The following is a 15,968-nucleotide window of genomic DNA, read 5'->3' as shown; positions in this document are numbered from 1 at the left end:
TCATTGCAGTCACACCAGTCAGAACCCCTGCAATAAATGCTCCAACAATCAACTTTGCTTCCTCTTCAAAGAACATTATCGAATGAACTCAGCAAGCTTTTCTTGGAATTTTTTATTCATATCTATCTCATCTTGTGCGCGAACCATGTTGTCAGAAATCTTCTTAATCTCAAGTTGATGACGCTCCATCTCTTGTTCAGCCTTCTTACTTTCAGATGTTGCGATAAGAAGAAGCTCATTATTAATCCCCTCAAGCTCATCATGCGCCTTCTTCATATGGTCAAACAGACCAATTGCTTTATCACTGAAATGCTTCACTTTTTCTTCGCTAGACAGATTAGCAAACTTAGGCTTGCGGAATTTATCAACGACTTTCTTCAACATTTCTCATATCCCCTTTATGGTTGTTTTGATTCTGCCTTTCAGGGAAGCTACCACCCTTCCCTCATATAAAAGAAACTAGAATTGGAGCGTCCTCCCTGAAAGACAGAATATGTATTTTGTACTTCGGGAGAGCATAAGCTCTCCACCAGTACTTTCTTCGGCTCCTTAGCCAAGAATTTTATTGCCGATATCAAGTGCCCGTTGCAACTGTTCAATCTCTGTATACTTCTTGTAGTTGATTGAACCATTAGCATCCTTGAATTGTTTCTTCAAGTCAGCTTGTTGCGTTTCGTCCATCTTGCCAATTAATCCAGCGATCTCTTCAATGTATTGTTCTGGTGTCTTAGTAGCCGCTGTATCCGTCTCGTCATTTACATATTCATCAACACGTTCTTCAAGCTGTTTTTCTTGTTCGACTTTCGCCTTCTTCACAGCTTTCTCGTCATTGTTGTACGAAGAGAGTACGGCGTTCTCAAAGGTTTCCAAGAACAAATCTACATCATATTCAATCTTGTTCGGTACATTCTCGAAACGGCTTCCTGCTTCAATGTCACCGTCTGAACGGAAATAAATGTTGCGTGTTTCTTTGACATTACCGCCCACTATCTCTTTGTCGATGCTGATGTACAAAATGAAGTCGGACATGTTGACGAACAGGTTTTTCGCGCGCTCAGGAAGCGTCACAGTAGTCTTATCATAAGATTGACCACTCTTCGTCTCTACCTTCTTCTCCTTATCATGGGTGATCAGGAAGATTCCGTATCCAGCGTTGACCAGACGTTTAATCTGTTTGTCAACCTCTTCTTCGACCATTGCGTGACCTTGACCCCAAGGAATGTCGTTGATCTGTTTAATCTTCGCATCCTTACGTGCAATACGCTCACGTTTGATGATGTACTCCGTAGCGTATTTATACATGTAATCTAGTGTGTCGAACGCCAACATGCGGTATGTTACCAATTTGCGACTCTCAACCAACTGATTTACGAGGTCTTGGAACTGTGTCCAAGCATCACGCTTATCTTCTGGATCATCGTTTGGCACAGGAACAGCGTGGATACCTCTCAGAGCCTTGTAGCCCTTCTCGAAGGCAATCAGTAGTGCTTTGTCCAATCCACCGATGTAATCGGTCTGAGCAAGCTTGTAGAACAGGCTAGATTTACCTGCTTTACCTACACCATACACCAAGAAGATGTATTCGTAAATAAGTGCTTTCGGTTCGTTAGGTTGAATATTGAGTACATTAATCATTCAGTCATTACCCCTTTGGTTTTATTGGTATGTACCAAAGGGGAAGGATTTTTTCAACGCTTCCCCTCGGTACTTTCATCGGCACTTTAACAACAGTGTCAAATTAAAAGTTACTCGAAAGGAAGGTCATCCATTTCGTCATCGTCATTAAAATCGTCGCCGCTTGTTGCGCTACCGCTATTAATGTCGCCATTGAATGCATCTTCATCTGCACTAATCAGGTCTTCTTCTTTGTACTTCTTCGGCTCATAGGTCGAAGAATCAACAGAAGTGATTTGCAGTTCTTGGATGTAGTCCTTCATATAATTATTATCAAAGTCCTTCTTAATCTCTTCGTCGCCGCCCCAATCGTCGAACTCATCGGTCGCAGTATCTTCCAGAGATTCATCTGCTTCTTTGAGTACAACAGAGTTGATGACCAATCCATAGACTTTGATAGCGTCACCGAAACCAAAACGTTTGCTCATGTTTCCAGCAAGCTTCGGATATTTTTCGGTATCAACTGTGAATGATGTATCTACAATATCTCCACCATACTTAATTACCTTAGCATTTACGTGTAGACGCTTGTTCTCATCGTCCAGCATCACATCATTGATTACGATATCATGCTCGAACTTCGATTCCTCTTTAAACTCAGGAGAGTTGAAGTCCAGTTTTTCGTCGATCTTCGTGATGGATTTGATGATGAACTTCTTGGAACTCACTACCTTACCTTGCTTGTTCTCATACTCTTGGAAGTCGATCTCGCCATTAATCCGAACGATATCTCCATCTTTCAGATTGGCTTTAATGTAATCGACAGCATCAAACTCAGGCAGAACTTGTCGCAATTTCTTGCTAGAATCTGATGGATCAACTTCAAGGTAACATCCAGTACCCAAGACCTTGTAATCTCCGAAATCATTTTTGCGGTTCTTCCAAGGAATCTTTTTCGATTGACGCGCCTTCATTGAGTATGCAACAACTTCATCTCGCTCCATACCAAACAATTCTACACGCACTTGGTTTACTGTCGAAGTTTCCAAGAAGAATTGAAGCGACTTAAATTGCTTGTCAGACTTCGTGAAGCCTTCCTTCTTAGCGTTATCGTTTCCGATACCTTTAACGCGACCTACCAGTTTAATTTTGCCTTTCGTTTGCTCCAAGTTTTGCTTACCCATTCTTGAACATCTCCCCTGAATTGTGATTACATGTTGGCGATCTTCTCGCTCCCATGTTCTCATGTTCAGAAGGTGCTACCTGTTTTGTTCAGGTTTATGTTCGTTTGTTGCCCTTCGTTAATTCATGTTGTAATTCATGTTGTCGTGGCATCTTAGCTTACTGCTTGTCTGCTATTTAATAATAACACCACCTTTATTTATTGTCAATACTTTCTTCGGCTCCTTAGAAAATTTTAAATGCCGTTGTAGGTAAAGTCCCTCTCGACATTCCATAGTATAAAGGATGTAGTTATAATAGTCAATTCTTTTATCCATTATATCATAGTCGGTTGAGTAGTGCCGACCGCTACTCATGTACTATTTCCCATTTAGGACTCCTCCTCCGTTTAGTAATAATTTGAAGTATAAATTTAAGTCGATATACCCATTGTCAAGTGGGCAATATACCCAACAACGCAACAATCTCGTCAGGCTTGTACATCTTGCGATACCTTACCACCCTATCATACAACGCAGGAAGCTTGTCCATATTATCACTAAAAAGGGTTGATACTTTTTTCAGCACCAGTGGATTTTCAGTATTCATCAATTTGCAGATTAAAAATTCTTTTTCTTCTTGCGTTTCAGCTTCTTCATATTGGGTTATAAAAATAATACCAGAGTCGAAAGAGTTCTTGTTTTGCATGTGAGATATAAACTCATGAACTAACAACACCTTCGTCATCAATTCCTCTTCGCGTAAAATAATGAAGTTGTGGAACTCCTGCAATGTGGCATAGTCTACAATACAAGTCATAAGCCTTTTAAGGAGTAGCCCCTTAAAACCCATTTCAATTAATTCCACTGATAAACCGCATGATTCATTACCCATTTTTCCAGTCCTCCAATGTGTTATCATGTTGTTCTCTTTTCTGACGTAAAATAAGAACGTATGTTTGGTTTTTCCGATCTACATCTGATTATATCTTAAACCAGTGGTATAATCAATGAATGATTTGGAAAAAATATACCTTCGACAACCACTCCCATATAGTTGTGCGTTTAACGACCCGTCTAGTCGTGTTTCAGGACTTACATTATGTATGTTACTATTCTTACATTAAACCAAAGGTTTAATATAAGAATAGCGTTATACATAATGATATTCTTGAACAGAAATATATACAAGGCGCAATAATTTCCAGTAAAAATTTAGGACTTATCTACAGTTACTTATACGCTGTGATACTACAAAGGGTTTCACTTGTGGTAAAATAAATCATGGAGGTGTCCTTTTGCGCTCAGAATATGTTCCTGATGAGTCTAAAAAAATTTTTGGCGAACTCATTAGCATAAAAAGAAAGGAAAAAAAATTACATTTAAAAGATGTTGCAAAATATTGTGATGTGTCGTTGAACTTCATAAGTCTGATTGAGCGTGGCATAAAATCTCCTAGTGATACTGTGATTGTTAAATTGTCTGAAATTTTGGAAATAGATGAATACATACTATTTCAAATAGTGGGCAAAATTCCTCCAACAATCAAAGATAATGTCAACACCCTGATAGGCGAACATGAAGGCTTGAAGGAATTGCTTGGTGAGCTGTCTAAAAAGGTAAAAGATGAAAAAATGAGGGAAAAATTATATCAAGAAGTATATGAAGTTTACTTGGATTTCCTAAGAAGAAATGGTTTGGATAAATAAAGGGGATACAGCATGATAAACACAATCAACCTAGAGGGATGGTTTATTGCGCAGTTAGCAACACTTTTTGGCTATGAAAACGCAGTACGAATAGAAGATGCGTTGATGATACTATGCACACTTCTTCTTGGGTACATGTTGGGACAGCTAAAGGTTGCCTATCTGTTTAAACCAAACTATCTATTTACCAGCAAATTAAAAAATCTCGTTTTCATAAGAAACAAACATGGCGATATAGTGCAGTATGATTTCAAGTTTCCCAAGACGTTTTTCGAGAAAGTTGAAATCATAATTGGATTGCATATGGCTAATCGAAACAAGTCTAAGAAATTATCTGTCGTAAAAGCAAAGTGGTATTCTCGATTAGCCTTTGCGCTCCTAATATTACTGATTATATGGCTTGTTTTAATATTTACATTTATGTTCAATGTTGTTGAGCTTGAAGACCTAGAACGAATGAAAAGTATGTAACTATAAAAAGTATATAAGCATTTATGAATTGGAAATCGCAATGGCGCAATTAATTGTCCATTGCGATTTTGCGTTCACTAATCTTTTGGTTGATCTCTTTCATTTCAGACGGGTACAATTCTTTTAGTACATCTACATTCAAGAAATCACGCAAAGACCACTTATATTTCATATTATATTTATTACAAATCTCTTCTATTTGCGCTCTTTCAATTTGACCGTCACGTTCGTATAGGCTTAATGCCATATAGATCATGCCACTACGGACTATGTTCTTTGATACAAGGGCATCCTTGTATTCTTCCATTTCTTCAAGGCTTCTAACCATATCCAAGCGGTTGTATATAGTATGGTGGCTTACCCGTTGACCGCCTCTTGGCAGACCTTTATGCATCGTGATAGCACTTTTAAGTACATATTCAGAAGGAGCTAGTTCAACTGTGTCTTTTAGGTTCGCTGTATAATCTGCTTCGCCGTTCAGTCTATAATATTCTTTCTCCTGATTTGCCAGTATTGCCATTTCAATTAAAGAGGTATCATTTTTGTCAACATTTACAACGCGAACTATTTCACCCTTATCATTGCGTAGAGAAATTTTTCTATTCTTAATGTCTATATCATCTATTTTTAAATTAGCTAATTCATTTACTTTAGTCCCTTGTATACCATTCCAAAGTGCTTCAATTATGAAGCTGTCTTGCTTGTTTACCAATGTGCTAAGTATTGCTTCTTTTTCTGCATATGAAAAATACGTTTTTCTTTCTTGTACAAACTCAAAAAAATATTCTTGCCTTCTTTTGAGGGGATTTATCAGTAATTGAGAATGATTATTATCTATAGCCCATTGGACATAGTTAGCAAGTACGTTGCAATATGACCTTGCACTTTCTTTAGTTCTTGGTCTAAGAATGTTCTTAAAAAAATATTCCCAATCATCTTCGTTAAAATCGAATAAATCTTTTCCGAATTTGGTTTCTGTTTCGTAAGCTTTTCTAAATAGTCTAGTATATACCTCCTTAGTTTCTTCGTTCTCAAAGGGGTCTAGATATGTTGTTTTAATATTAAGGTTGTAAACGCTCACGATGGGTACACTCTCCTAAGTTTTTTTGGCGACCTCTGCCTTTTCTTTATTATATACGTTTTAAGACTCCGAATAAAGTACTGAACTCACACACGTTCTGCGACTATTATAATATATGTGTGTGGAAAAGGCAAAGGGTATTGAGTCAAAATTAAATTCCTCAATACCCAATATATACTCTGAGGTGTGTCCTGATCAACTGGTATTTGCCTATCCTACACTAACGCATTGTGCCTATGTGAGCATTCTTCATGCAGTCTCCTGCTCATCATCCATATCCATTTGTCTGTCGATACCATTTACATCGGCAAGATGTCTGTCGAATTGCTGTACTCCTTCTTCCATGCTAGATGCCTGTCTAATCATTTGAGTAAACTGTTTCAAGGAAGCAGACATTTCATCCAAACGAATCAAAACATTTTCTTTCTTCGAGGAACCAGCTTGGCATGACTTACCATATTTACTTTCCACGCTATAGCGTGTAATTAAGAAACTTCGTATAAAGTCTCCATATAATTTCGGTTGAAGACCCTCTTCCATTGCAGTTTGTGCATTCCAGAAGATGATAGGGATGTGAATTTTTTTCAAAGATTTTTTTATTTCATCTATATCATAATCTTCGAATGCTAGAGTCAAATAAGTGGATACCTCTTCGAATTGTTGTATAAGTTCGTCAGAAATAGTTTTATCAGACTCTTTCAAACGTAATACATATTGCTCGATATGCCCAGCACCAAAACCCTTGATTTTTTCTTTCCCTTCCTCCAAAAGCATAGCGATTTGAAGGATGATCTCTTGGTCTACGAATCTGTTTCTAGCTTTACGAGACAATTCAATATCATCTTTGAAAAATGGTAGATTCGCCAGTTCGTTAATAGATTCGATCAACTCACTATGCATTGCTCTTGTCATTTCTATGCGAGTCAATGGAGAACCACTGTTTTGTTTAACAAACATTTCGTCTCGTTCTGCTTCTGTCATATTCTTTATAAGGACTAACGTAATTGTTTCGTCAAGGATTTCTTCCTGCATTTCTATAGGCAAATCTTTGAACTTCATGCCACTAATTTTGAATCCATATACATTCTTTGTCTTTTTGCTTAATGCCCATACACCATCAATATAAGTCAAAAGAGTTGTCAGGCGTTGCTTACCATCAAGAAACCACTTTTTCCCATCACTAGAATCCTCTACGAGTACAGGAGGAATATAATATCCATACAAAACAGAATGAATTAAATCACTCTTCTGAATATCTGACCATGTTTCATTACGTTGAATCACTCGATCAAACCTAAGTGTTGTTTCATCTTCGTCATCTGGAATAGGTTCCCCTTTTGCCTTCGCTTCTTCCACATCTGCTTTTCGTTGCGCTCTAATTATTTGATCTTTTCTCCACTCTTTGAACAAACTCTTAATAGTAACATCGCTGGTAGATTTCACGATTCTTGTCTTACGAACAAATTTCTCGCCTTCTCCTTTCTTTTCGCTATCTTTTAACAGTTTGTTTTCCCCAATTTTCGCTTCGCCATCATCCTCTAACATCATTTGCCCTTCCAATAATTCTTTGCCTTTATCTTCATCTTCTATTACACCATCACGTTTTCCTTTATCAAACTCTTCGTCAGCTAAATCTTCTAGTTTCTCACCTTGTTTATCAAGAGATTCTTGCTCTGTTTCTCCATCTTTCTTATCTTCTTCTCCAGCAGATATTTCAGATGTGCCAGCATTAACTTCTGTGCCAGCGTCAGTCTTAGATGGTTCAGCAGGAGGTTCCACTTGTCCAGCTTCTTCGCCTGTAGGTTTTTCATTTTCACTTGTTGATTTTTGTTGCTCTTTGAGTTTCGCTGCCGCTTCCGCTTTCTTTTGAGCTGCTGTTTTTAATGGTGGTTTACGAGGTGATCTTGAAGTTGGATTTGTAGCAGTTCCCTCAGTTGTTTTAGTAGTTTTAGCCATGATTAATTTCTCCCTTCAATTCGTTTGTTTATAGTTATATGACAGTTCATTAAAATCACACACTTGTTAGAACTTTCTTCGGTTTTCATCTGCCGCCAGTAAATATTGATACTATAAAAAATAATATAAAGAAGAAAATGTAAGATACAAGAACCTCTTTAGTCAACGAATAACCAGTTATATTAAAATGAACTTCACAAATACGATCTCCGATGTTTTTCATGCAAGAAGCGACCTCCTTGCGAATCCTATTAACATTATATCACAGAAATTTATCCTGTATACTGTAGGCAGGAATCTTTTAGGGGTTTTTACTTGCCAACCGCGTACTGATGATTCGACTATAATGTGAATTTCCCCCTTTAAAATGAACTTGTCCTTCATATAGGGTATGATAATTCACGCGCTTATATGAAGGACAAGTTTCGACAAAGCTATGATATGAGAAATTGAGCGTAAGTAACATTTGATCTTGGAGGAAATACAGATACAGAATCCATGTTTACTCCCCTTTCTCTAATAGCAATCAGCTCTAAGAAGATTTCTCCTTTGTTGTCTAACTCTAAGACAACAAACCCCTCAACATCCTTATAACTCAAAATCCACTTGTCTAACTTGCCTTTAGGTAACAAATTCGATTTCAATATAATCACTCTCCTTTTTTATTCCATCACCTCCTAGTGTATGTATTTTTATTTTAATTTATACTTAATTATACGGCGTTATGGTTATCAGATTATCCATAGACAACCTCACCAAACAAAGCATACTGCAAGATGCAGTCACATGTTCCAGCGTCACCTTGTTCCAGATCGCAATCATGCGGACGCTGTTCACAATTCAACTGTAACCCCTTTATAAGCTTGTCTAGCGTTAGAATCCAATCCTCATCCTCATCTCCTTCAAGAGAATAGAATTTTATACTACCACCATCCAAAAGTATCTTCGTTGCCCAAGTGGAATTAGGCTCATCCTTTGGTTTAGCTTCCCATTCTGGTTTGTCTTTGTTGTCGAGTCCAACCCAATAATTACTTCCACCTTCAAAGGTGCCCACCATGATACACGCAATGTCGTTTTCAGTAATATTCTTCTTAATCGTAACAGTACCCACACTTTTATCATCAAACTCTAACATCATTTTCACTCCCTGTTCATGATTAATTCATATAATAGTTATATAACTATAGAAGCAAATCACACATCTGTAAAAATTTCTTTCAGGTGATTCATATGCTTTGCACTGTTTGCGATCATGTTGCTCATAATAATATCCTGATATTTTTCGAAAGAAGATTTAAGTTTCATGTCTATATCATCTGGATGCTTTAGCTGAAAGTATACTTTAATTGTAAGCATTTCCGATACTGCATCCATTGGATTCCCTGTATTGGATGGACAGTAAAGCAGATATTCACCCTTATAAAGAACAACACCAAGACCAATTTCTGTAGCTAGATCAATGTCAACTTCCTCATTGATTCTGTAAAACACCTGATTATCAATCTTTGGATATGGCGTTTCCGCAACTGCTTCAACGTTTTTTCCTGCAACCAAACTTTCAGCAAATGCGCGATATCCTCCTGCAACATTTTTAAATAGTTTAGTGCTATTCTTTCCAAGGAAACCGCCCAAAGAATGAGAAGCAAAATCTCTATCTAAAACCATAAACGAAATGATATTGAAGTCAACACCCTTTGTTAATCCATTTGCATTGACTCCATCAACCATCCACTTTGACACCCCTTCATCATCGTTTTTGTTCATATATATTAATTCTCCCATAGAGAAACCTCCAAGTAGCTGTTATATTTGAAACCTACTATTTAATATGTTTTCAAAACATGCCATCATCTAAAGATGAAGACACGCTTTCAGAACACATTTATTTCATTTCATCTTTGAAAAATAGATTCAAAAGATAGTCGTACCATTCCTGCCCTTCAAGATCAACACTAAGATGTGTTGCACAAGGTTCATCGCTTAAAGGATTCCATACAAAAAATTGATAGTTAAACGTATTAAATTTAACTTGTAACATTCTATTGTGCATGTCACGCAACCAAATCCAGTCTCCACCTTTGTCAAAGTCCTCTGTATCGACTTCCCATCCATCCGACTCCGCTTTTGAAATAATTTCATCAAGATTGTATCTATCAGAAAACTTTTTGCCTGTAAATTCACCTGTAACCTCTTTCAGTTTTTCCTTTTTAAACATGCCGTTTTCATCGTACAAATTAGGATTAGCGGCTGGTATATCCCATCCGAACATCGAACCATTCTTCATAGCTATCGCTTGAGCCTTAGTGATACCACGATCAGCATTTACCGCATCAGCAGTTTCTTCACCATACCATGGCTCATTTCCTTTTCTAGTAGGACTATACCCCATTTGATATCTATGAACCATAACCACTTCCCCTGTTGTTTCAAGCGCTACAAAACAATATTCTGGCAATCCTTTTTCATCTATATTAACCATTATCATTTACCTCCTATGTAATCATATTTATTTTTAAGAAGAAAGCTTGCTAAATCATTCATCATAGAAAAAGTATCCCCTTTAACAACCTTCAAGTCAATACTAATTTCTTTGCTGTTGCCTACATGGAATATCCTAGCGATTTCAAAGTTGTCTTTGGTTTCAACAAGAAAAATGGCTGTATCTTCTGTCATTTTTAGTTTTGCATAATCAGTAAACTCTCCATACCAATCTTTAAGTTTATCTGTAAATAACATTATATTTCACCTCTTTGATATTAGTTATATAAATGTAACGCGAAATAGCACTCCTTATATTGTTTCTTTCGCATCTTCAATATTACGTTTCAGACTTTCAAATTCTTCAACAGCATTAGTTAAAGATGATAAAATTGAATCTATGTTTGTAACTGCTTCAATTGTTGATTGAAACCGATCTAATGTAGATTCTTGATCTTCATTTAATTTACTCTTATTTTCTAATCTTTCAATTTGTTCTTCCATTCCTTCTCTTAGGCTCTCTGACAATTCGGATGCTTCTTTTATTAGGTTAACAGGGATGATTGATAAAATTTCATTTATTTTCACTTCGAGTTTGTCAAATTTATTATTCGCCTGTGTAATATTCATTTAAGTTTACTCCTTTCTCAAAAGAGGTGGGGGCAAATCATCAATTAGAACTGTCAACGAATCCCCTATATATAATCAGTTGCACAATATCCGATTGCTTGCGGACATCCATATAATGCTATGTTGTCTTGTTCGCCAAGACGTTTAATAGTTACCAACCTTACATCATTCCAGCCAATTCGATCATCTTTATATGCATCTTCCTTTATTACAATATCCTCTATATCAAATAGATTATTCCAATCTTTTACGATGTATTCTTTCATCTCTTGTACTGATGCAAATTCCTTTGCTTGCTCCATAGATTCGTCAATGTTACCTTTGTGTGGACGATAAATAATTTCATTGACTGTTCTCATATTTTAACCCTCCTGTATCTATATGGAAGTCATTTTATTTACAAAATATTTGACACAATCTCTCTGCTACAATCGTTTCCATCGACAACACCAAGAATCAATTCTTGTGGTATATTTCTGCGTGTTGCACCTGTTGCAACACGAACTCTACCATCTTCTAAAACTCTAATCACTATACCAGTTTCGCCATATGCGTTATCCTTAAATATAAGAATATCTCCTTCAATTGGTTTTATCATTTTTCGCAACCTCCCATCTTATACATTTTATTTACCATTCTCTTCCGTTTCTTACCGCTTCGAGTTCTTTTTCTGCAAATCTTATAAAATCATTGCATTTGTCTTTGCTCAAATCATCATTATAATTAAGTGGGTCATGCATTGTTTTTACTTTCTCTAAATTTCTTTCATAATAAGCAATTAATTCTTCTTTTTTTCTCATTGCTTCATTCCTCCTATATAAATGGAAGTCATATTTTATTTAGATACGTCGAAAGTCCATCTGCCAGTTTCCATGAACTCATTTAATTCACTTTGAGCGTCTTCTAACTTATAGTGAAAGTCTCTTGCGTCATCAGGCATCAAATTAGTAAGTTTGTCAATAATGCCCCAACCCTGAATGACCTGTGTCGCTTCTTCATCAGCGTTCATCCACTCTTTTGCTGTTTCTTCATCTCTTGATACTTCAATAAAACCACAATCTTTGTCAGCAGTTGCCCACATTTTAATAATTTCAAATGTATTATCCATTTTTCATTCCTCCTATATAAATAGAACTCACATTTCATTTAGATGTACTAATATCTTTTAATAAATTTTTTGTTTCAGCTTCAACTTGTTGCATGTAAAGATCGAAATTACCTTGAAAATGATTTTTAATTTCCTCTTTTGACAAATTTGGATAATCTTTTTCATTTATTTCTATTGTTACTGATAACTTAATTTTCACAATAATAAACCTCCACATTAAAAGGATAGGCGTTATAAGGCTCTTATAAAGAGAAGACAGTCATATTTTATTTATCTTTTAATCTAATTTCTTTTGATGTATCAATTTTTTCACTCTTACAAGCAGGACACTTTGAACCTTTGCTTCCACCATATATAGTATAGACCATATTACAATCCAAACATTTCGCCATTCTATATCAACCTCCTCAAACTTATATCAGTATTCTCTTGGAACCCCATATCCTTCAATGATCATATGCTCGCCTTCAACACTTACAGACGTAATACCAACAACTAGGATCGCATTCCCTTCATTGTCACTCGTATAATCTCCAACCTGTAATACCCTTCCAATCATTTTCACTTGGTATTTTCTTTTAAATGTCAGCATTGAGCCACACCCTCTTTGTAATATGTAACTAATCGCTTACACCTATAGTTATATAGGTGTAAGATCAAATAACACATTACGTTCTATGTTTCCTCCAATTCATATTCATATAGAGAACAACCAATTTCCTCGCCATCTTCTGTTTCCAGATCATACAATGCTATACCTTCCATGGATTCATCATATCCTGGGTGTTCATCGGTACTTGTCGCTACATGTGTAACGATCAGCGTCTTGTCACGAAAATCATCATACCCATCATTATCGTTGTCGCTTGCTACTTTTACTGAATCTCCTACATCAAATTTCGGCACTTCTTCTTCGCCATCAACTTCAAAAGAGTAGCTTCCAGAATCGTTACTATCAAATCCGTTTTTATACCCTTCTAAAACTTTCCTTTTTGCTTCGTCAAAAGCATTTTCAATATCACCCATTGTTTTCCCATTTAATTCAACTGTAACTTTCATCATGTCGTCGATCACCTCATTATATAGTTATATATCAGCACATGTAAATCACACACCGATGTTAGAAATTATTTAACGATATAACAATATTCTACTTCCCAACGTCTCCCTTCGTCTGGCTTTAGATTCATATACCAATCAAGCCGAACGCCTATATCTTTACCATCCAAACAGTTACCAAATAAAGAACTGCCAATCATGTTTGGATCAAAAAATTTAGCATCCCCTGAAACCTTGTAACTTCTTTCTTCGACAGTAAATCCACGATTACCAAAGCTTTCATCGGAAAATACAATTACAGCTTCTTTCCAATCTTTATTGACTTCCAATTCTTCAAATGGAATTTTATTTTCCATGCCGATCACCCTCGTTTAGTTTCATATTTATTTATAATTTATTAACCGAACAAACATATTTTCATTTGATATATTAATTGAAGTGTGATTTTTAATTTTCTTTTTTAAGTATATATTTTATTTGGTTGATTTCATAACCACACTCAGCATATTGTCTGACACATTTATACTTTTCCTCAAATTTTTCTTGCTTTATATAAAGATTCTTCATTTTATTTTTCAATTCAACTTGTTCTGGAGTATCCCAATCCTTAACCTCACATATAACTTCATATGATTTTTTCATATTTCACCTCTTAATTAATAACTGTCTATGAAATCCTTTGCTTCCTGCATTGTGCCAGCTTCCCATTCTGCCTGACGCAATCCAGAACCATATTCCCATTCTTCTTTAGTGTAGCAAAGGAATACATCCATATCGTATTGATCTTTCTTCTGCTTGATCTTCCAGCCTTGATATGTAATGATTGTAGATTTACTTTTCGTTTTGGTTTGTCCCATGTAAATCCTCCTATTTTATGATTAATTGCTTGCTTCTATTTTAGTCTTTATGATCTCTTCCTTTTCTCCAATCTGTATTCCAATGTTCAACTTTCTCGCAAACAAAACTTAAAATTTTTCCATCGGCATAACTTCTCCATTCAACAACACTTTTATCTTCAAACTCTTTATCAAAAACAGATATATGCTTTCCGTTTGGTTCAGTTGGAAGATGAATTGCATTAATTTCTTGAATCTCGCCATCATTATCGAGAAATTCACCCTTGCCGAATAAGACAGTGGTAAAGTCGTACTCCAGTTTGTTACCGCCATACGTAAACTCTGCCATGTTAATCCTCCTACAATTGTTATTTAATTGCATCCCACAATAATTCGATGCGCTTCTGAACATTTTCCTTTTTGGCTGTCCCTGTCATCGCATACTCTCTGTATTCTGAATGTCTGTATGCACTTTCAGAAAAGAACATTTTTACTCTTTCAGTGAATGCAGTTTTATCCATGCCTAATTTAATTGCTTTATCTGCCAATAAAAATACAATTGGAATATTCGTTCCTTTCCCAGCATTGCGTGAAGTCTCAATAATTTCACTGATGTAATTGATAATGCCAAAGATGTGTTCTTTACTGTATATTAATGGCTCTTTGCTATAGTAGAAGTCATATTGTTCTTTGTGTGTATATCCTGCACTTGGATTGAAATATAAATACAAACAAGACAGTGCATTTCGTGTTGAAAATTTTAGCCTATAGTTTTGGCTAATAGCTTCACTATTTCTTAATAATTCATCCAATGTTTCTAACTCATGAAATAGCAAATTAACTCTTATCGTTTTCACTTTCGACAACTCCCTATCATATGATTAATTGCTTGCTTCTATAGTTATATAGAAGCAAGATCAAATCACACGATTTATAAATAATCTTGAATTTTTTTGGAGCCACCACATAGCTCAAAGTTGTTCATGATAAAGCTTTCAATTTCCTTACGCGTATGTCCATCAAACTCTTCCAAAGAAGATGAAAGATACATTTCAGTCAAAGCATCATGCATATGAGGATATTCTTTTTCAACTATGTTTAATATAGTGTCGAAGTGGTGTAACCAAGCGCAATCATAAAATACATTCGCTTGTTTGTCGTATACACCAAATTTTGTTCTCCCAAAACCCTTCATTTTGTAATCTGTTTCTAGTATTTTATAATCTTCTCTTTCACAAATTACATCAAATATTAATTTAGCGTCTTTTCTCCAATTTTCAAGAGTTATAGCAGACAATCCTTCTTTTTTGGCATAAGTTTGTACTATCTCATCTAAAGTATTATCTTCTATATCTCTTAAAAAATCATAACACGCAAATTGTTTTGCCTTGTAGTATTTTCCTTCAACCTCTTGCTCAACATATCTTTGTAAAGCTATTTTTATCATAGCCATTGGATCAACTTTGAAATGAAGTGTTTCCATCGAATCATCAACCTTCCTATTTATAATATGTAACTTATTGCCCACGCCTATTCTTATATAGGCGTAGACTAAAATTACACATTAAGAATTTTCAACTTTTGTAGACCTTCCCCATGGCGCAACGTCACCTGTTACTTTATTTTCATGAAAAACATAAACAGCGTCACTTTGTACTTGATTTTGAAAAGTTAAATCGTTAATTTTTGCTATATTTTGAGCTTCATTTTTTAAGAACTCGATTTTCTTGTCATTATATAAAGTTTTCATTTTTCTTTTAAACTCTTTGTTATCCATCTCTACTTTCCTCCCAATAGGTATAGGTGCAAGTTAAAATCACACATTAATTTTCAAATGTTCGTGTTTCAACATCATTCATTTCGCCC

General features: G+C 35.7%; 29 protein-coding genes. 2 read left to right on the top strand and 27 right to left on the bottom strand.

All coding sequences use genetic code 11. From position 1 onward, the window contains the following. Positions 1–75: 75 nt before the first annotated feature. The 4 genes from BN1546_RS26360 to BN1546_RS26340 form a co-directional block, all read right to left on the bottom strand. Positions 76–384, bottom strand: a complete 309-nt coding sequence (locus tag BN1546_RS26360) for a hypothetical protein (RefSeq protein WP_090739355.1) — start codon at positions 382–384, stop codon at positions 76–78. A 165-nt stretch (positions 385–549) separates the two neighbouring features. Further along, a complete protein-coding gene (locus BN1546_RS26355; protein ID WP_090739354.1) occupies positions 550–1,635 on the bottom strand; it encodes an ATP-binding protein in 1,086 nt (361 codons plus the stop codon). A 110-nt stretch (positions 1,636–1,745) separates the two neighbouring features. Next, on the bottom strand, positions 1,746–2,798 hold the full coding sequence (locus BN1546_RS26350; protein ID WP_090739353.1) for a hypothetical protein: 1,053 nt from the start codon (positions 2,796–2,798) through the stop codon (positions 1,746–1,748). A gap of 430 nt (positions 2,799–3,228) precedes the next feature. After that, on the bottom strand, positions 3,229–3,669 hold the full coding sequence (locus BN1546_RS26340; protein WP_090739351.1) for a hypothetical protein: 441 nt from the start codon (positions 3,667–3,669) through the stop codon (positions 3,229–3,231). 403 nt (positions 3,670–4,072) lie between these two features. Between BN1546_RS26340 and BN1546_RS26335 the strand changes: the two genes are divergently transcribed. Together BN1546_RS26335 and BN1546_RS26330 are read left to right on the top strand one after the other, a co-directional pair. Next, positions 4,073–4,483, top strand: coding sequence for a helix-turn-helix domain-containing protein (locus BN1546_RS26335; protein ID WP_090739350.1), 411 nt, complete (start codon positions 4,073–4,075; stop codon positions 4,481–4,483). A gap of 12 nt (positions 4,484–4,495) precedes the next feature. Next, positions 4,496–4,954, top strand: a complete 459-nt coding sequence (locus BN1546_RS26330) for a hypothetical protein (protein WP_255305647.1) — start codon at positions 4,496–4,498, stop codon at positions 4,952–4,954. Positions 4,955–5,003: 49 nt separating this feature from the next. Here BN1546_RS26330 and BN1546_RS26325 read toward each other — a convergent pair whose 3' ends face one another. From BN1546_RS26325 to BN1546_RS26235, 23 genes are all read right to left on the bottom strand, one after another. Next, a complete protein-coding gene (locus BN1546_RS26325) occupies positions 5,004–6,035 on the bottom strand; it encodes a tyrosine-type recombinase/integrase (RefSeq protein ID WP_090739349.1) in 1,032 nt (343 codons plus the stop codon). 249 nt (positions 6,036–6,284) lie between these two features. Then, on the bottom strand, positions 6,285–7,991 hold the full coding sequence (locus BN1546_RS26320; RefSeq protein WP_090739348.1) for a DUF262 domain-containing protein: 1,707 nt from the start codon (positions 7,989–7,991) through the stop codon (positions 6,285–6,287). Positions 7,992–8,425: 434 nt separating this feature from the next. Beyond that, the gene (locus tag BN1546_RS26315; protein ID WP_090739347.1) at positions 8,426–8,635 is read right to left on the bottom strand and encodes a hypothetical protein; all 210 of its coding nucleotides are present in this window, start codon (positions 8,633–8,635) and stop codon (positions 8,426–8,428) included. 92 nt (positions 8,636–8,727) lie between these two features. Then, positions 8,728–9,126: a hypothetical protein gene (locus BN1546_RS26310; RefSeq protein ID WP_090739346.1), complete on the bottom strand. Its 399-nt coding sequence runs from the start codon at positions 9,124–9,126 to the stop codon at positions 8,728–8,730. Between the two features lie 59 nt (positions 9,127–9,185). Beyond that, the gene (locus BN1546_RS26305) at positions 9,186–9,773 is read right to left on the bottom strand and encodes a hypothetical protein (protein ID WP_090739345.1); all 588 of its coding nucleotides are present in this window, start codon (positions 9,771–9,773) and stop codon (positions 9,186–9,188) included. 100 nt (positions 9,774–9,873) lie between these two features. Further along, a complete protein-coding gene (locus BN1546_RS26300; protein WP_090739344.1) occupies positions 9,874–10,470 on the bottom strand; it encodes a hypothetical protein in 597 nt (198 codons plus the stop codon). A 2-nt stretch (positions 10,471–10,472) separates the two neighbouring features. After that, positions 10,473–10,727, bottom strand: coding sequence for a hypothetical protein (locus tag BN1546_RS26295; protein ID WP_090739343.1), 255 nt, complete (start codon positions 10,725–10,727; stop codon positions 10,473–10,475). A 54-nt stretch (positions 10,728–10,781) separates the two neighbouring features. Continuing rightward, the gene (locus tag BN1546_RS26290) at positions 10,782–11,099 is read right to left on the bottom strand and encodes a hypothetical protein (protein WP_090739342.1); all 318 of its coding nucleotides are present in this window, start codon (positions 11,097–11,099) and stop codon (positions 10,782–10,784) included. 65 nt (positions 11,100–11,164) lie between these two features. Then, positions 11,165–11,458, bottom strand: a complete 294-nt coding sequence (locus tag BN1546_RS26285) for a hypothetical protein (RefSeq protein ID WP_255305646.1) — start codon at positions 11,456–11,458, stop codon at positions 11,165–11,167. 38 nt (positions 11,459–11,496) lie between these two features. Then, positions 11,497–11,697, bottom strand: coding sequence for a CHAP domain-containing protein (locus BN1546_RS26280; protein ID WP_090739341.1), 201 nt, complete (start codon positions 11,695–11,697; stop codon positions 11,497–11,499). 31 nt (positions 11,698–11,728) lie between these two features. After that, positions 11,729–11,899, bottom strand: coding sequence for a hypothetical protein (locus BN1546_RS27530; protein ID WP_176702384.1), 171 nt, complete (start codon positions 11,897–11,899; stop codon positions 11,729–11,731). Between the two features lie 35 nt (positions 11,900–11,934). Beyond that, positions 11,935–12,207 (bottom strand): hypothetical protein, encoded by a 273-nt coding sequence (locus BN1546_RS26275; protein ID WP_090739340.1) that lies wholly within the window; start codon positions 12,205–12,207, stop codon positions 11,935–11,937. A gap of 34 nt (positions 12,208–12,241) precedes the next feature. Next, positions 12,242–12,406, bottom strand: coding sequence for a hypothetical protein (locus BN1546_RS27525; RefSeq protein ID WP_176702383.1), 165 nt, complete (start codon positions 12,404–12,406; stop codon positions 12,242–12,244). Positions 12,407–12,473: 67 nt separating this feature from the next. Then, positions 12,474–12,599 carry a hypothetical protein gene (locus BN1546_RS28365; protein ID WP_255305645.1) on the bottom strand — a complete coding sequence of 42 codons (126 nt, stop codon included), beginning with the start codon at positions 12,597–12,599 and terminating at the stop codon, positions 12,474–12,476. A gap of 26 nt (positions 12,600–12,625) precedes the next feature. Beyond that, complete coding sequence (locus tag BN1546_RS27520) at positions 12,626–12,799, bottom strand: hypothetical protein (RefSeq protein ID WP_176702382.1); 174 nt, start codon at positions 12,797–12,799, stop codon at positions 12,626–12,628. Positions 12,800–12,882: 83 nt separating this feature from the next. Beyond that, positions 12,883–13,269, bottom strand: a complete 387-nt coding sequence (locus tag BN1546_RS26270; protein WP_090739339.1) for a hypothetical protein — start codon at positions 13,267–13,269, stop codon at positions 12,883–12,885. 65 nt (positions 13,270–13,334) lie between these two features. Next, a complete protein-coding gene (locus tag BN1546_RS26265) occupies positions 13,335–13,622 on the bottom strand; it encodes a hypothetical protein (RefSeq protein ID WP_090739338.1) in 288 nt (95 codons plus the stop codon). Between the two features lie 91 nt (positions 13,623–13,713). Further along, a complete protein-coding gene (locus BN1546_RS26260; RefSeq protein ID WP_090739337.1) occupies positions 13,714–13,908 on the bottom strand; it encodes a hypothetical protein in 195 nt (64 codons plus the stop codon). Between the two features lie 14 nt (positions 13,909–13,922). After that, on the bottom strand, positions 13,923–14,123 hold the full coding sequence (locus BN1546_RS26255; protein WP_090739336.1) for a hypothetical protein: 201 nt from the start codon (positions 14,121–14,123) through the stop codon (positions 13,923–13,925). 40 nt (positions 14,124–14,163) lie between these two features. Further along, positions 14,164–14,451, bottom strand: coding sequence for a hypothetical protein (locus BN1546_RS26250; RefSeq protein ID WP_090739335.1), 288 nt, complete (start codon positions 14,449–14,451; stop codon positions 14,164–14,166). 19 nt (positions 14,452–14,470) lie between these two features. Then, a complete protein-coding gene (locus BN1546_RS26245; protein ID WP_255305644.1) occupies positions 14,471–14,959 on the bottom strand; it encodes a hypothetical protein in 489 nt (162 codons plus the stop codon). A gap of 74 nt (positions 14,960–15,033) precedes the next feature. Continuing rightward, positions 15,034–15,585 carry a hypothetical protein gene (locus BN1546_RS26240; protein ID WP_090739333.1) on the bottom strand — a complete coding sequence of 184 codons (552 nt, stop codon included), beginning with the start codon at positions 15,583–15,585 and terminating at the stop codon, positions 15,034–15,036. Positions 15,586–15,666: 81 nt separating this feature from the next. Next, positions 15,667–15,879: a hypothetical protein gene (locus tag BN1546_RS26235; RefSeq protein WP_090739332.1), complete on the bottom strand. Its 213-nt coding sequence runs from the start codon at positions 15,877–15,879 to the stop codon at positions 15,667–15,669. Positions 15,880–15,968 lie beyond the last annotated feature (89 nt).

The sequence above is a fragment of the Paenibacillus sp. Mc5Re-14 genome (assembly GCF_001049835.1).
Classification (GTDB): Bacteria; Bacillota; Bacilli; order Paenibacillales; family Paenibacillaceae; genus Paenibacillus; species Paenibacillus polymyxa_C.
This window is presented reverse-complemented; position numbering and strand designations above follow the sequence as displayed.

Bases quoted from the DNA above. Each gene is read 5' to 3' on its own strand.
- BN1546_RS26360 (WP_090739355.1), bottom strand. From the start codon at position 384: ATGTTGAAGAAAGTCGTTGATAAATTCCGCAAGCCTAAGTTTGCTAAT.
- BN1546_RS26355 (WP_090739354.1), bottom strand. From the start codon at position 1,635: ATGATTAATGTACTCAATATTCAACCTAACGAACCGAAAGCACTTATT.
- BN1546_RS26350 (WP_090739353.1), bottom strand. From the start codon at position 2,798: ATGGGTAAGCAAAACTTGGAGCAAACGAAAGGCAAAATTAAACTGGTA.
- BN1546_RS26340 (WP_090739351.1), bottom strand. From the start codon at position 3,669: ATGGGTAATGAATCATGCGGTTTATCAGTGGAATTAATTGAAATGGGT.
- BN1546_RS26330 (WP_255305647.1), top strand. From the start codon at position 4,496: ATGATAAACACAATCAACCTAGAGGGATGGTTTATTGCGCAGTTAGCA.
- BN1546_RS26320 (WP_090739348.1), bottom strand. From the start codon at position 7,991: ATGGCTAAAACTACTAAAACAACTGAGGGAACTGCTACAAATCCAACT.
- BN1546_RS26310 (WP_090739346.1), bottom strand. From the start codon at position 9,126: ATGTTAGAGTTTGATGATAAAAGTGTGGGTACTGTTACGATTAAGAAG.
- BN1546_RS26305 (WP_090739345.1), bottom strand. From the start codon at position 9,773: ATGGGAGAATTAATATATATGAACAAAAACGATGATGAAGGGGTGTCA.
- BN1546_RS26300 (WP_090739344.1), bottom strand. From the start codon at position 10,470: ATGGTTAATATAGATGAAAAAGGATTGCCAGAATATTGTTTTGTAGCG.
- BN1546_RS26295 (WP_090739343.1), bottom strand. From the start codon at position 10,727: ATGTTATTTACAGATAAACTTAAAGATTGGTATGGAGAGTTTACTGAT.
- BN1546_RS26290 (WP_090739342.1), bottom strand. From the start codon at position 11,099: ATGAATATTACACAGGCGAATAATAAATTTGACAAACTCGAAGTGAAA.
- BN1546_RS26285 (WP_255305646.1), bottom strand. From the start codon at position 11,458: ATGAGAACAGTCAATGAAATTATTTATCGTCCACACAAAGGTAACATT.
- BN1546_RS26280 (WP_090739341.1), bottom strand. From the start codon at position 11,697: ATGATAAAACCAATTGAAGGAGATATTCTTATATTTAAGGATAACGCA.
- BN1546_RS27530 (WP_176702384.1), bottom strand. From the start codon at position 11,899: ATGAGAAAAAAAGAAGAATTAATTGCTTATTATGAAAGAAATTTAGAG.
- BN1546_RS26275 (WP_090739340.1), bottom strand. From the start codon at position 12,207: ATGGATAATACATTTGAAATTATTAAAATGTGGGCAACTGCTGACAAA.
- BN1546_RS28365 (WP_255305645.1), bottom strand. From the start codon at position 12,599: ATGGCGAAATGTTTGGATTGTAATATGGTCTATACTATATATGGTGGA.
- BN1546_RS27520 (WP_176702382.1), bottom strand. From the start codon at position 12,799: ATGCTGACATTTAAAAGAAAATACCAAGTGAAAATGATTGGAAGGGTA.
- BN1546_RS26270 (WP_090739339.1), bottom strand. From the start codon at position 13,269: ATGATGAAAGTTACAGTTGAATTAAATGGGAAAACAATGGGTGATATT.
- BN1546_RS26265 (WP_090739338.1), bottom strand. From the start codon at position 13,622: ATGGAAAATAAAATTCCATTTGAAGAATTGGAAGTCAATAAAGATTGG.
- BN1546_RS26260 (WP_090739337.1), bottom strand. From the start codon at position 13,908: ATGAAAAAATCATATGAAGTTATATGTGAGGTTAAGGATTGGGATACT.
- BN1546_RS26255 (WP_090739336.1), bottom strand. From the start codon at position 14,123: ATGGGACAAACCAAAACGAAAAGTAAATCTACAATCATTACATATCAA.
- BN1546_RS26250 (WP_090739335.1), bottom strand. From the start codon at position 14,451: ATGGCAGAGTTTACGTATGGCGGTAACAAACTGGAGTACGACTTTACC.
- BN1546_RS26240 (WP_090739333.1), bottom strand. From the start codon at position 15,585: ATGGAAACACTTCATTTCAAAGTTGATCCAATGGCTATGATAAAAATA.
- BN1546_RS26235 (WP_090739332.1), bottom strand. From the start codon at position 15,879: ATGGATAACAAAGAGTTTAAAAGAAAAATGAAAACTTTATATAATGAC.